Annotated in this window: 9 protein-coding genes; 7 read left to right on the top strand and 2 right to left on the bottom strand. The window is 71.3% G+C overall.

Annotated elements, in window-relative coordinates:
- Positions 1–58: 58 nt before the first annotated feature.
- The 4 genes from AB0M67_RS30985 (at position 59) to AB0M67_RS30970 (ending at position 4,449) form a co-directional block, all read left to right on the top strand.
- On the top strand, positions 59–670 hold the full coding sequence (locus AB0M67_RS30985; protein WP_003948568.1) for a response regulator transcription factor: 612 nt from the start codon (positions 59–61) through the stop codon (positions 668–670).
- Between the two features lie 262 nt (positions 671–932).
- Positions 933–1,508 carry a sigma-70 family RNA polymerase sigma factor gene (locus AB0M67_RS30980; RefSeq protein ID WP_030351487.1) on the top strand — a complete coding sequence of 192 codons (576 nt, stop codon included), beginning with the start codon at positions 933–935 and terminating at the stop codon, positions 1,506–1,508.
- 199 nt (positions 1,509–1,707) lie between these two features.
- Positions 1,708–3,210 (top strand): IMP dehydrogenase, encoded by a 1,503-nt coding sequence (guaB, locus tag AB0M67_RS30975; RefSeq protein WP_365750870.1) that lies wholly within the window; start codon positions 1,708–1,710, stop codon positions 3,208–3,210.
- A gap of 114 nt (positions 3,211–3,324) precedes the next feature.
- Positions 3,325–4,449 (top strand): GuaB3 family IMP dehydrogenase-related protein, encoded by a 1,125-nt coding sequence (locus AB0M67_RS30970; protein ID WP_249948291.1) that lies wholly within the window; start codon positions 3,325–3,327, stop codon positions 4,447–4,449.
- A gap of 114 nt (positions 4,450–4,563) precedes the next feature.
- On the opposite strand, the gene AB0M67_RS30965 is transcribed toward AB0M67_RS30970, so the two are convergent.
- Together AB0M67_RS30965 and AB0M67_RS30960 are read right to left on the bottom strand one after the other, a co-directional pair.
- Positions 4,564–5,058 (bottom strand): hypothetical protein, encoded by a 495-nt coding sequence (locus AB0M67_RS30965; protein WP_365750869.1) that lies wholly within the window; start codon positions 5,056–5,058, stop codon positions 4,564–4,566.
- 114 nt (positions 5,059–5,172) lie between these two features.
- Positions 5,173–6,435, bottom strand: a complete 1,263-nt coding sequence (locus AB0M67_RS30960; RefSeq protein ID WP_365750868.1) for a nucleotide sugar dehydrogenase — start codon at positions 6,433–6,435, stop codon at positions 5,173–5,175.
- A 264-nt stretch (positions 6,436–6,699) separates the two neighbouring features.
- Here AB0M67_RS30960 and AB0M67_RS30955 point away from each other — a divergent pair, with 264 nt between their 5' ends.
- The 3 genes from AB0M67_RS30955 (at position 6,700) to AB0M67_RS30945 (ending at position 14,523) form a co-directional block, all read left to right on the top strand.
- A complete protein-coding gene (locus tag AB0M67_RS30955) occupies positions 6,700–8,421 on the top strand; it encodes a glycerol-3-phosphate dehydrogenase/oxidase (protein WP_365750867.1) in 1,722 nt (573 codons plus the stop codon).
- Between the two features lie 557 nt (positions 8,422–8,978).
- Positions 8,979–10,904 (top strand): protein kinase, encoded by a 1,926-nt coding sequence (locus AB0M67_RS30950; protein WP_365750866.1) that lies wholly within the window; start codon positions 8,979–8,981, stop codon positions 10,902–10,904.
- A 268-nt stretch (positions 10,905–11,172) separates the two neighbouring features.
- Positions 11,173–14,523, top strand: a complete 3,351-nt coding sequence (locus tag AB0M67_RS30945; RefSeq protein ID WP_365750865.1) for a serine/threonine protein kinase — start codon at positions 11,173–11,175, stop codon at positions 14,521–14,523.
- The last annotated feature ends 6 nt before the right edge of the window (positions 14,524–14,529 follow it).

Raw genomic sequence — 14,529 nt, 5'->3', positions numbered from 1 at the left:
ACGATATGTACCCAGCCTGGAGGCTCAAGGTGACGCGCATCAGCTGCGGAGGACGGTCATGACATCCGTCCTCGTCTGCGACGACTCCCCGCTTGCCCGAGAGGCGCTTCGCCGCGCGGTCGCGACCGTGCCCGGTGTCGAGCGCGTGACGACCGCGGCCAACGGCGAGGAAGTCCTCCGCCGCTGGGGCGCCGACCGGTCCGACCTGATTCTGATGGATGTACGCATGCCGGGGCTGGGCGGTGTCGAGACGGTCCGCCGGCTGCTCTCGGCGGACCCCGGCGCCCGGATCATCATGCTGACGGTCGCCGAGGACCTGGACGGGGTCGCGCTCGCGGTCGCCGCCGGTGCCCGCGGCTATCTCCACAAGGACGCCTCGCGTGCGGAACTGCGCGCGACCGTCACACAGGCGCTCGCCGATCCGACCTGGCGGCTCGCGCCGCGCCGGCTCCGCTCGGCCGAGATGGGCGCCGCGCCCACGCTCACCGCGCGCGAGATCCAGGTGCTCGAAGGCATGAGCCATGGCCGGTCGAACGCGGAGATCGGCCGTGAGCTGTTCCTTTCCGAGGACACGGTCAAGACGCACGCCCGGCGGCTCTTCAAGAAGCTCGGCGCCTCGGACCGGGCGCACGCGGTGGCGCTCGGCTTCCGCTGGGGCCTTGTCCGCTGACACGCCGTAGCCGTCCCCGCCCGCCGCCGGTTCTGTCGCGTCTGTCGCGACAGAACCCGGCGGGCGGGGCAACGTACGCTCGTACACACCCGTTTCCCGCGCGATGCCGCATCCTTGAGATGTGGAGTTCCTCGGGGACGAGTCGGACGAGCGCGAGGGGAGAGCGCAGGAAATGAGTTCTGCCGCACCCGCTCATAACGCTTCGGTGCACAACTATGGACGCGGTGCCACCGATCAACAGCCGCCAAGGCACCATGGACCGATGCGCGATGACGAGACCACGGTGATTGGTGCGCTCGTTCACCGTGCCGTCGACGGCGACGAACAGGCCACGCACGATCTGCTGGCCCGGGTCCATCCGCTCGCGCTGCGTTACTGCCGTACGCGACTGAACCGGCTGCCCGGTGACGCGCGGCACTTCGTGGAGGACCTCGCGCAGGAAGTCTGTGTCGCCGTCCTCATGGCGCTGCCGCGCTACCGCGACACCGGCCGGCCCTTCGAGGCGTTCGTCTTCGCCATCGCCGGGCACAAGGTCGCCGATCTCCAGCGGGCCGCCATGCGGCACCCGGGATCCACGGCCGTGCCGTCCGACGAGATGCCCGAGCGGCCGGACGATTCCCTGGGGCCAGAGGAGCGCGCGCTGCTCAGCAGTGACGCGGAGTGGGCCAAGAAACTGCTCGCCAATCTGCCGGAGAACCAGCGCGAGCTGCTGGTGCTGCGGGTCGCGGTCGGGCTGACCGCCGAGGAGACCGGGCAGATGCTGGGGATGTCGCCGGGTGCCGTACGGGTCGCCCAGCACCGCGCGCTCAGCAGGCTGCGGGCCCTGGCCGAGCAGTGAACCGCGTGGTCGTCCGGGCCCCTGACGGACGGTCGTACCGGCGCTTCCCCGCCCCGGCGGTCGCCGTGAGCGGCGTTCGGAGGTACGCGAACGTATGAACATACGAAGCCGATCGGTGATCTCGATCGTGGAATGAGTGGCCCGCGGAGCCCGTTAGCATGGACATCCGCACCGATCAAGGCCATTTGGGGAAGGTGTCATGACTGCAAACGTCGACGGAGTGCCCGAGAAATTCGCGACGCTCGGGCTGACATACGACGACGTGCTGCTGCTTCCGGGGGCCTCGGAGGTGCTGCCGAACCAGGTGGACACCGCCTCACTGGTCTCGCGGAACGTCAAGGTGAACATCCCGCTGCTGTCCGCGGCGATGGACAAGGTCACCGAGGCCCGGATGGCGATCGCGATGGCGCGGCAGGGCGGCGTGGGTGTGCTGCACCGCAATCTCTCCATCGCGGACCAGGCCAACCAGGTCGATCTGGTGAAGCGCTCCGAGTCCGGCATGGTCACCGACCCGATCACGGTGCACCCCGACGCGACGCTCGCCGAGGCCGATCAGCTCTGCGCCAAGTTCCGGATCAGCGGTGTCCCGGTCACCGACCGCGCGGGCAAGCTGCTCGGCATCGTCACCAACCGTGACATGGCCTTCGAGGCGGACCGTTCGCGCCAGGTGCGCGAGGTCATGACCCCGATGCCGCTGGTCACCGGCAAGGTCGGCATCTCCGGTGTGGACGCCATGGGGCTGCTGCGCCGTCACAAGATCGAGAAGCTGCCGCTGGTCGACGACGCGGGCATCCTCAAGGGCCTGATCACGGTCAAGGACTTCGTCAAGGCGGAGAAGTACCCGCAGGCGGCCAAGGACGCGGAGGGCCGGCTGCTGGTCGGTGCCGCCGTGGGGGCCAGCCCGGAGGCGCTGGAGCGCGCCCAGGCGCTGGTCGCGGCGGGAGTGGACTTCCTGGTCGTGGACACCTCGCACGGTCACAACAGCAACGCGCTCAGCTGGATGTCCAAGATCAAGTCGAGTGTCCCGGTCGATGTCATCGGCGGCAATGTCGCCACCCGTGAGGGCGCCCAGGCGCTGATCGACGCGGGGGTGGACGGCGTCAAGGTCGGCGTCGGACCCGGCTCGATCTGTACCACCCGCGTGGTCGCCGGTATCGGGGTCCCGCAGGTCACGGCGATCTACGAGGCGGCGGTGGCGTGTCAGGCCGCCGGTATCCCGGTCATCGGCGACGGCGGCCTCCAGTACTCCGGCGACATCGGCAAGGCGCTCGCCGCCGGAGCCAGCACGGTCATGCTGGGCAGCCTGCTCGCGGGCTGCGAGGAGTCGCCGGGCGAGCTCCAGTTCATCAACGGCAAGCAGTTCAAGTCGTACCGGGGCATGGGGTCGCTCGGCGCGATGCAGTCGCGTGGCCAGGGGCGTTCGTTCTCCAAGGACCGCTACTTCCAGGCCGAGGTGTCCTCGGACGACAAGCTGGTGCCCGAGGGCATCGAGGGCCAGGTCCCCTTCCGGGGGCCGCTCGCCGCCGTACTGCACCAGCTGGTCGGCGGGCTGCGCCAGACCATGGGGTACGTGGGCGCCGCCTCCATCGACGAGATGGAGAGCAAGGGCCGCTTCGTACGGATCACATCGGCGGGCCTCAAGGAGAGCCACCCGCACGACATCCAGATGACGGTCGAGGCACCGAACTACACCGTGAACTGAGATCGTGCGGTAAGCACATGTTTCCGTGAGGGGCGGCCCCGGTTTCCGGGACCGCCCCTCACTGGCGCGTCGGGGATACTGGACGGGCAGACGTAGAGGGAAAGGCCACACATCGTGACTGAGATCGAGATCGGGCGCGGCAAGCGCGGCCGCAGGGCGTACGCCTTCGACGACATCGCCGTCGTCCCGAGCCGGCGCACCCGGGACCCGAAGGAGGTCTCGATCGCCTGGCAGATCGACGCCTACCGGTTCGAGCTGCCCTTCCTGGCCGCTCCCATGGACTCCGTCGTCTCCCCGCGGACCGCGATCCGGATCGGTGAGATGGGCGGTCTGGGGGTGCTCAACCTGGAGGGCCTGTGGACCCGGTACGAGGACCCGGAGCCGCTGCTCGACGAGATCGCCGGTCTTGAGGAGGCCACCGCCAACCGCAGGCTCCAGGAGATCTACGCCGAGCCGATCAAGGAAGAACTGATCGGGCAGCGCATCAAGGAGGTGCGGGAATCGGGCGTGGTCACGGCCGCCGCGCTCTCACCGCAGCGCACGGCGCAGTTCTCCAAGGCCGTGGTGGACGCCGGGGTCGACATCTTCGTCATCCGCGGGACGACCGTTTCCGCCGAGCATGTCTCGGGGGCCGCGGAGCCGCTGAACCTGAAGCAGTTCATCTACGAGCTGGATGTGCCGGTCATCGTCGGCGGCTGCGCCACGTACACCGCGGCCCTGCATCTGATGCGTACGGGCGCGGCGGGTGTGCTGGTCGGCTTCGGCGGCGGCGCCGCGCACACCACCCGCAATGTGCTGGGCATCCAGGTCCCGATGGCGACCGCCGTCGCGGATGTCGCGGCGGCCCGCCGGGACTACATGGACGAGTCCGGTGGCCGGTATGTGCATGTCATCGCGGACGGCGGGGTCGGCTGGTCGGGCGATCTGCCCAAGGCGATCGCGTGCGGCGCGGACTCGGTGATGATCGGCTCGCCGCTGGCGCGGGCCACGGACGCGCCGGGCAAGGGACGCCACTGGGGCATGGAGGCGGTCCACGAGGACGTGCCGCGCGGCAAGCTGGTGGATCTGGGCATCGTCGGGACGACGGAGGAGGTCCTCACCGGCCCCTCGCACATCCCGGACGGGTCGATGAACTTCTTCGGCGCGCTGAGGCGGGCCATGGCGACGACGGGCTACAGCGAGCTGAAGGAGTTTCAGCGCGTCGAGGTGACGGTGGCGGACTCGCAGCACCGCCGCTGAGGACCGTCGGACTCATGGCCCATGACTCATGACTCAAGAGGCGGAGTGCCCCGGACCGCGTCGCGCGGTCCGGGGCACTCCGCTGTGTCGTGCCGTGTCTTCTGAGGGGCCGCCTTATCCGGCGGCCTTCTTCGCACCCGAGAAGGCCGCGAAGGCGGCGAGCGCGAAGAACAGGAACGTCATGATGTCCTTGCCCTCGTTCCACGCCTCGGTCAGCAGACCGAAGTTGTCGAGGAAGACATCCGTCGTGGACACGTTCAGTTCCTTGGCGACGATGATCGCGATACCGAGGAGCTGGCCCACGTAGACCGCGCCCAGGGACAGGACGGCGCTGACGACCGGCAGTACGGGGCTGGGCCCGCCGACCTTGCCCGCGGCGAACCCGACGAGGAAGCCGACACCGATGGCGGCGAAGCCGATCTCGCGCTCAAGGGCGCCGGCGATCCCGCCGTAGACCGCGCAGCCGACGACCGCGGCGACCACGGCCGCCAGCAGGGCGAGCGTGAGATTCTCGCGCACGGGCGCGGGCGGCGGAGGCGGCGTGTACGGGCCGGGCGGAACGGCGCCGCCCGCGAACGGATTGCCGGGTGGTGGAACGGACTGGCTCATGCTGAAAATCCCCCCCAGGGAAAGTGTCGTGCGCATGATCTGCGCTCGATGGCCCTGGACAGTAGCAGTCATCTCGGACAGTCCCGTACCGGTTTCAGCGTGGTACGCCCGGTTTCAGAGGCGGTACGCGGCGCCCGCCGGGCTCGCGCCCCTGGTGTCCAGCAGCAACTGCGCCTTGACCGCCAGACCTTGGAGGTCGTACGTGCGGTGGTGCTGGAGCAGCACCGTCAGATCCGCGTTGGCGGCGGCCTCGTAGAGCGAGTCCGCGCGGGGCACGGGGAGTTCGCGTACGCGCCAGTCCGGGACGTACGGATCGTGGTAGCTGACGGTGGCGCCCAGATCCATCAGCCGGCAGGCGATCTCGGTGGCCGGTGAGCTCTCCTGGTCGGCGAGGTCGGGCTTGTAGGTGACACCGAGGAGCAGTACGCGGGCGCCGCGCGCGGACTTGCCGTGCTCGTTGAGGAGGGTGGCGCTGCGCTGGATGACGTACTGCGGCATCCGGGAGTTGATCTCCTGCGCGAGGCCGACCATCCGCAGCGGATGGCCCGGGGTGCGGCCCGCGTGCGGCAGATAGCTGGGGTCCATCGGCACGCCGTGGCCGCCGACGCCGGGGCCCGGCCGGAAGGCCTGGAAGCCGAAGGGCTTGGTCTCGGCGCAGCGGATGACGTCCCAGAGGTCGACGCCGAGGTCGTGGCAGAGCACGGCCATCTCATTGACCAGGGCGATGTTGACGTGCCGGAAGTTGGTTTCGAGGAGCTTGACCGTCTCGGCCTCGCGCGGGCCGCGCGCCCGGACGACCTTGTCGGTGAGGCGGCTGTAGAAGGCCGCCGCCGACTCGGTGCAGGCGGGGGTGAGACCACCGATCACCTTGGGGGTGTTGGCGAAGCCGTGGGTGCGGTTGCCGGGGTCGAGCCGGCCGGGGGAGTACGCGAGATGGAAGTCGCGTCCGGCACGCAGTCCTGAGCCCTCCTCCAGGATGGTGCGGAGGAAGCCCTCGGTGGTGCCGGGCGCGACGGGTGATTCCAGCAGCACGGTGGTGTGCGGGCGCAGCCGGGTGGCCAGCGCGCGGGCCGCGTCGCCGATCGCGGTCGGATCGGGGGTGCGGTCGGCGCCGAGCGGGGTGGGCGCGCAGATGACGGCCGTACGGACCCGGCCGAGATCGGTGGGGTTGGTGGTTGGCCGGAAGCCCCCCGAGAGCATCCGGCGTACGTCGGAGGCGGTGAGCGGACCGTCGACCGGGGAGCGGCCGGCGGCCAGCTCGGCGACGGGCCGCGGGTCGGTGTCGTAGCCGATGGTCTCGATACCGGCGGCCACGGCGGCGTGGGCGAGGGGCAGGCCGAGATGGCCGAGTCCGATGACGGCGAGATCTGCGGGCACGGCGATGACCGCCCTTCCCTTAGCCGGAGTGGACAGAGAGCGCAAACCCTGTGGACAGAATGGGCACGCGCAATGTCAGACTAGGCGTAAATATGACCGTTATGCGGCATTGCGTGGCCGGGGAAGTCCGTTTCGCGAGAGGGACGGCGTTATTCGTCGACAGCTGTGTGACCGGTGTTATCCACAGGCGGTGGCTGAAGTCGTGGAGTGCGGACAGAATCGATGGTGTGAGCCCGACCACACGGGGGACGACGGGAGGCAGCGGTGAGAACAGCGACACTGGGACCTGCGGAGCGCGGCCAGGCGCTCGCGGCGATGGCCGAGCGTGAACTGGACGTGCTGGTCGTGGGCGCGGGCGTGGTCGGGGCGGGGACCGCACTCGACGCCGTGACCCGAGGGCTGGCGACCGGTCTCGTCGAGGCGCGCGACTGGGCGTCCGGCACCTCCAGCCGGTCGAGCAAGCTGATCCACGGCGGGCTGCGCTATCTGGAGATGCTCGACTTCGCGCTCGTCCGTGAAGCCCTCAAGGAACGTGGACTGCTGCTGGAGAAGCTGGCGCCCCATCTGGTGAAGCCCGTGCCCTTCCTCTACCCGTTGCGGCACAAGGGCTGGGAGCGGCTCTACGCGGGCTCGGGCGTCGCGCTGTACGACGCGATGTCCGTCTCGTCCGGACACGGCCGCGGGCTGCCGGTCCACCGCCATCTCTCCCGGCGCCACGCGCTGCGGGTGGCGCCCTGCCTCAAGAAGGACGCGCTGGTGGGGGCGTTGCAGTACTACGACGCGCAGATGGACGACGCGCGCTATGTGGCGACGCTGGTGCGTACGGCCGCGACCTATGGCGCGCATGTCGCCAGCCGGGCGCGGGTCGTCGGCTTCCTGCGCGAGGGCGAGCGGGTCGTCGGGGCGCGCGTGCGGGACGTGGAGAGCTCGCAGAGCGAAGGGGCCGGGGAGTACGAGATCCGGGCCAAGCAGGTCGTCAACGCCACCGGGGTCTGGACGGACGACACCCAGGCGCTGATCGCCGAGCGCGGGCAGTTCCATGTCCGGGCCTCCAAGGGCATCCATCTGGTCGTGCCCAAGGACCGGATCCACTCGACGACGGGACTGATCCTGCGGACCGAGAAATCGGTGCTGTTCGTCATCCCCTGGGGCCGGCACTGGATCGTGGGCACCACCGACACCGACTGGGATCTGGACAAGGCCCATCCGGCGGCCTCCAGCGCCGATATCGACTATCTGCTCGAGCATGTGAACTCGGTGCTGCACACGCCTCTGACCAGGGACGACGTACAGGGGGTGTATGCCGGACTGCGTCCGCTGCTCGCCGGGGAGTCCGACGCCACCAGCAAGCTGTCGCGCGAGCACACCGTCGCGCACCCGGTGCCCGGCATGGTGGTCGTCGCCGGCGGCAAGTACACGACGTACCGGGTGATGGCCAAGGACGCGGTGGACGAGGCGGTGCACGGCCTCGACCAGCGGGTGGCGGAGTGCGTCACCGAGGACGTGCCGCTGCTCGGCGCCGAGGGGTATCACGCGCTGTGGAACGCGCGGGCGAGGATGGCCGCGCGGACCGGGATCCATGTCGCCCGCGTGGAGCATCTGCTGAACCGGTACGGGACGCTCGTCGAGGAACTGCTCGAACTGATCGCGGCGGACCCGGGTCTCGGTGAGCCACTGGCCGCCGCCGACGACTATCTGCGCGCCGAGATCGTCTACGCGGCCTCGCACGAAGGGGCGCGCCATCTCGACGACGTACTGACCCGGCGTACCCGGATCTCGATCGAGACGTTCGACCGGGGCACCCGCAGTGCGCGGGAGTGCGCGGAGCTGATGGCGCCGGTGCTCGGCTGGGACAAGGATCGGATCGAGCGGGAGGTCGGGCACTACGAGAAGAGGGTGGAGGCGGAGCGGGAGTCGCAGCGGCAGCCGGACGACCAGACGGCGGACGCGGCGCGGCTCGGCGCGCCGGACATCGTGCCGATCTGACGCGCCGTGGCCGGTGTGCGCCGCCGGGCGGGCCCGGTCAGGGGCGGGCTCCTCCGGCTCGGCGGAACTCCGCTTCCAGCAGGGCCCGTTCGATCGACGGTGGGGCCGCGGGGGAGCCGCTCCGGGTAGATGCGCGGGCCGTGGACGCCGCGGGTGGCGGCGGTGTCCAGCAGGGGGGACAGCGGATGTGGGCGAGGACTGAGACAAGACGGGTGGTCCCGCCGTAAGGGAGAGCGTGGGACGGCTGCCTCCGTGCGCTGCCTCCGTACGCTGCCTCCTTACGCACCACAGCGGACCCGTTCGGCACATCCGTAACGCCGATGCCTGGAACGCGGGTGCCCGTTTCGAACAGGGTTATGACCGACGGGGTGGTCACCCGGGCCAGGGGGAGTGCATGGTGGGGGTCGGCTTCGTCCGGCACCATCCTCGTGGACGCCGGACCCGGGAGCGGTGACGGTCCCGGAGTGAGGGACAATGAAGCCTCTGCCAGGGCGCGTTACGGCACCGCGCGGGCGGGTGGAGTCGCGGGCCAGGATCAGGGATCGCAGAGGGGACGCATGTCGCAGTCGGAGCAGTCGCGGGACACGGCGCAGGAGCCCCAGCAGGACGCGAGGAAGAGCGCCGACGGCACTCCGGAAGGGCGCTTGCTCGCGGGCAGGTACCGGCTCGGCGGGGTGCTGGGGCGCGGTGGCATGGGCACGGTCTGGCGGGCGCTCGACGAGACGCTCGGCCGTACGGTCGCGGTGAAGGAACTGCGCTTTCCCTCCAGCATCGACGAGGACGAGAAGCGCCGGCTGATCACACGCACGCTGCGCGAGGCCAAGGCGATCGCGCGGATCCGCAACAACGGCGCGGTGACGGTCTATGACGTCGTGGACGAGGACGACCGGCCCTGGATCGTCATGGAGCTGGTCGAGGGCAAGTCGCTCGCCGAAGCCGTCCGGGAGGACGGGCTGCTGACGCCCAGGCGGGCCGCCGAGGTCGGGCTCGCGATCCTCGATGTGCTGCGCTCCGCACACCGCGAGGGCATCCTGCACCGCGATGTGAAGCCGTCCAATGTGCTGATCGCCGAGGACGGGCGCGTGGTCCTCACCGATTTCGGTATCGCCCAGGTCGAGGGCGACCCGTCGGTCACCTCGACGGGCATGCTCGTCGGCGCCCCCTCGTACATCTCGCCGGAGCGCGCCCGCGGCCACAAGCCCGGACCCGCGGCCGACCTCTGGTCGCTCGGCGGTCTGCTGTACGCGTCGGTGGAGGGATGCCCTCCGTACGACAAGGGCTCCGCCATCGCCACGCTCACCGCCGTGATGACCGAGCCACTGGACCCGCCCAAGAACGCGGGGCCGCTCGAAGAGGTCATCTACGGGCTGCTCGCCAAGGATCCCGAGCAGCGGCTCGACGACGCGGGCGCGCGGGCGCTCCTTGAGGAGATCATCGACGCGCCCGAGCAGCCCCACCGCGCCCCGGAGCCGGCGGCGGACGCCACCCGCGTCGTGCCGCTGCCGCCGCTGCCGGGAGAGGCTCCGGCCGCACAGTCGCCCACGGGCTCCGCCGGGGACGCGGACCGGGTGCGCGGCGCGCTGCGCTCCGTGCGGAACGCGGCGGCCGGCAGGCCCGAGAGCCGGCCGGCCCCGGAGTCCGCTGTTCCGCAGCGGCCCGCGCCGCCGCGCGCGTCGCTCACCGATGTGGTGCCCCGGCGCACGCTGGTGATCATCGCGGTTGTCGCGGCGCTCGCGCTCATCTCCACCGTCCTGATCGTCGCGCTGAACGGGAACTCCGACGACTCGTCAGGGAGCAACCAGGGCAAGGACCCCTCGACCGCCTCGGCCGGGGCCACCGCCGGTGAGGACGCGTCGGGCGACGGCAAGGGGCAGAGCCCGGCGCCGGGCGCGAGCGCGGCGGGGGACGGCCAGGGGGACACCGCCGCCACGAACGGGCAGGGGTCCCGCGATTCCGGTTCCGGTTCCGATCCGTCGGGCGACTCGGGCGGCGGGAAGGAGGGCGGCGGAAAGAAGGGCGGCGCGCTGCCCGACGGTTATGCCAAGGTCGCCGACGACCGGTTCCGCTTCTCGATGGCGATGCCCGAGGGGTTCCATAGAACCGGCATAGCGGGCAGCAACTCCGGCGGCATCTACAGCGAGGACGGCGAATTCCCCCGGGTCCAGGTCGACTTCAACGACAGCCCGACCGATGACGCGGTGGCGGCCTGGCGGGGGCTCCAGTCGGCGGTCAGGGGCAGCAGCGACAACTACAAGCTGCTCGGCATCAAGAAGGTCGACTACAACGGCTATCAGACCGTCGCCGACTGGGAGTTCGAGCGCGATCAGCGCGGCGAGCGGATCAGGGTCCTCAACCGGGGCTTCAAGATCGATGCCAAGCGCGGCTACTCGATCATGGTCAGCTGCGAGGCGAGCGAGTGGAGCGACTCGGAGTGCGAGACGCTGCGCAAGACGGCGTTCGAGACATTTGAGCCGACGGCCTGAGCGATGGCCTGAGTGACCGTCTGGCTGCCCTGAATGGTGACGAGCAAGTGGGCGGAGCGATGAGTTCCGGCCGCTGTGGTGGGTAGTTCGGCGTAGGAGAGCGGAACGTTACGCAGCGGGTTACCGTGACCCGGCGGCATGTTGGCCCGTGGCCACGTATCGTGAGAGCTCGCGAACCGTACGCATCCACAATGAGCCGGTAAACGACCGGAATTGGCGGTTTCGCGGGTCTCCGGTACCGGGAGACGGCGTGTGGTGGGGAGGCGTTGTGGACGACTACGCGGGACGGGTGCTCGCCGACCGCTATCGCCTGCCGTTGCCACCCTCCGATGAGTACGACCTCGTCGAGACCCGCGCCTTCGATACGTACAGCGGGCAGGAAGTCCTCGTCAGGCAGGTGCCGCTGCCGGAGGTCGTGGACGCGGAGGTGGTGGACGCGGACGGCGCCGCGGCGCCGCGCCGGACGTCGGGGCGCTCGGCACGCCGGCATACGGATCCAGCGGTACGGCGGGCCATCGAGGCCGCGCAGAGCGCCGCCCAGATCCCCGATCATCCCCGGCTCGACCAGGTCTTCGACGTGTTCGCGGAGGCCGGTTCGCTGTGGATAGTGAGTGAACTGGTCGCGGCCAGGCCGCTCGCCGCGCTGCTCGCCGAGCGTCCGCTGAACCCCTTCCGGGCCGCCGAGATCGCCTCCGATGTGCTGACCGCGGTACGGGTGGTGCACGCGCACGGCTGGACGCACCGGAACATCACCGTCCGTACGGTGCTCGTCTGCGACGACGGGCGCGTGGTGCTGACCGGGCTCGCCGCGGGTGCGGCGGAAGAGGCGCTGTGCGGATACGCGCCGGTGCCCGAGCCGCCGGACCGGTTCGAGGAGCCGGACCACCAGGGACAGCGGGAGCCTCACGGACTCCATGAGCCCCACGGACTGCATGAGCCCCACGCGCCGCACGAGGAGCTGGGGGCGCGGGGAGAACAGGGCCCCTACGAACAGCTCGGGGCGCCCGGACAGTACGCGCCGACGGAAGGGCCCTCCGGTTCGCGGACGGCCTCGCTGCCGTACGACCCCGGGCCGACGGCGGGGGTGCCGGGCGCGCCGGGCCGCGCCGCCCTGGGGACGGGCCACGGCGCGGACAGTCCCTACGACGACGGCACCTCGTCCGGTACGTCCGGCGCGATGCCGCGTCCGCATCACGGCACCCCCGGGATCCCGGCGCCGTACGGCGGTCAGCCGGCGCTGCCGGGCGGGAGCGCTTCCGGCGATATCCGCGCCGCGCGCGCCGGAGCCATCGCCGCGTACCGCGCCGGGGCGCGCGCCGCCGCGCGCGCCACCGAGGACCAGGTTTCTGGTACGAGCGGTACGGGCGGTACGGGCGTCCCGGCTGTCCCGGGAGCCTCGGGCGGTACGGCGGGCACGACGGGGGGTACGGCGGGCACGGCGGGTACGACCGCCGGTTCGGATGCGCAGGAACCTCCCCGGAGCGGCACCGGCAGCGGTCCGCAGGGCGCGAGCCTCGACCCGGACTGGTGGGCCCGGCCACGCACCTTCGCGGACACGGACGCCGACGCCGATACCGACGAGGACGACGACCCGCCCACCCCCTACCGTGCCCAGCTGGCCGGTGTCTGGCGCGACGGCCCGGCTCCCTGGAACGACGCCTCGGGCTCCGTACCGGCGGGCGGCGGCGGCAGCCCGTACGGCCCGGACTCCGCGGGCCCCTTCGGGGGCGGCTCCGGCGCGGGCGGCGAGGGAACGAACGCCGGTGGCAGAAACGCCGGTGGTAGAAGCGCCGGTGGCACGTCCGCCGGTGGTACGTCCGGCATTCCCGCGCTGCCGCCCGGCGGGTCCGGTGCCGGTTCCGGTACCGGTTCCGGTGCCGTCGTGGCCCGCGGTGGCGACACCCCCTACTCCGGACCCGGCAGCGGCAGCGGCGGAGGAAGCGGCAACTGGCAGGCCGGCGGGGCGCGCGACGCGTTCCGCGCCGACTCGCAGCGGCAGTCCGCCCACCTGCCCGCCGTCGCCGGGCAGGGTGCGGGCGCCGGGCGCTGGGACGAGATAGTCGCGAGCGGCTCACTGCCCGCGTACCGCGGCCCCGCCACCCCGCTCGCCGCCGAACGCGCCCGGCAGGCCCGTATCGCGGTCGTCGGCGCCGTCACCGAGCGCTGGGCGCCCGAGCAGGCCGGTCCCGTCCATGAGAACTGGCAGCTGGCACCGCCCATCGGGCCCGCCACCGACCTCTGGGCCCTCGGTGCGCTCCTCTACCGCGCGGTGCAGGGCCATGCCCCGTACCCCGAGGAGAGCGCCATCGAACTGGTGCAGCTCGTCTGCGCCGAACCGCCCGCCTTCGCCGAGGAGTGCGGCCCGCTGCGCCCCGTCGTCGAGTCGCTGCTGCGTCAGGACCCGACCGAGCGGCCGGACTTCGAGGAGCTGCGCGGCTGGCTGCGCTCGCTCGTACGGTCCGCGCCCGAGCCGGAGGCCGGTCTCGATGTCGTACCGCTGCCGGCGGACGAGACCCGGCTGCCGATCGTGCGCCGCCGGGGCGAGCTGGTGCGCAGGCGCCGCGGGCGTGGCCGCGATCTGGGCGGACGCCACCGCCACAAGAAGGGCAAGGAGCGCAAGGAGAAGGGCGGCCGGGGGGCCGGTCTCGACGAGCGACGGCAGTACGAGCAGGAGCACGGGCACGCGCTCGGGGCCGACGCGCCCCACGAGCGCGCGGAACGCGAGATCACGGAACGACTGGACAGCCTGCTGGACGGGCCCGAGCGAACGGCGGGACCGGAGCGGCTCGACAGAGCGGACCGGGCGGACCGGTCGGAAAGGTCCGGCAGGTCCGGCAGGTCCGGCCGGTCCGACGGTACGGACAGGTTCGACGGTGCGGAACGGTTCGAGAGCGCGGACCGGTTCGACAGGGACGGGAAGGGCCCCGGCCGCGGCCCCCGTTCCCTCGGCCGGAACCTGCTCATCCTGATCCTGTTGCTGCTCGTGGCGGCCATCGTCTACGCCGTGCTGTTCCTGCCCAAGGCGGATCAGGGGCAGCAGAGCCAGAGCGTCGGTGAGGCGGGCCCCAGCTCGTCCGCCGCGCCGGAAACACCGGCTCCCGGCAGTACGGGATCGACCCCGTCCAATGCCTCCGCGCCCCAGACCTCGGGGTCCGACGCCGATCTCGCCGACGGCTATGTCCTGCGTACGGACTCCGAGGGCTTCCGGATCGGGGTCGACAAGAGCTGGCAGCGACGCCCCATCAACGACAGCGGGCAAGTCCGCTATGTCGGGGGCGACTTCACCCTGATCGTCGTCCCCGGCCGGGACAGCGTGGCGGAGAACGGCGACGACCCGATCGCCTACCAGCGCGACACGGAGCGGGAGTTGCAGCCGTTCCGTGACTCGTCCTGGTCCAGCGCCTCCGGTGTACGCCGGATCGATGTGGGCCGGCAGGCCATGGCGGAGGGGCAGTACACCTGGCAGGACAGCAGCGGGCGCCCGGTGTTCGTACGGAATCTCGCGATGATCGTCGACGGCCGGTATCACGTCATCCAGGTCATCGGCCCGGACGGGCAGCGGGACAAGGTCGACGAGATCTACCAGCAGGCGACCGGCGCCTACCGGATCACCCGCTGAGGCAAG

Source organism: Streptomyces sp. NPDC051662, from assembly GCF_040681655.1.
Classification (GTDB): Bacteria; Actinomycetota; Actinomycetes; order Streptomycetales; family Streptomycetaceae; genus Streptomyces.
This window is presented reverse-complemented; position numbering and strand designations above follow the sequence as displayed.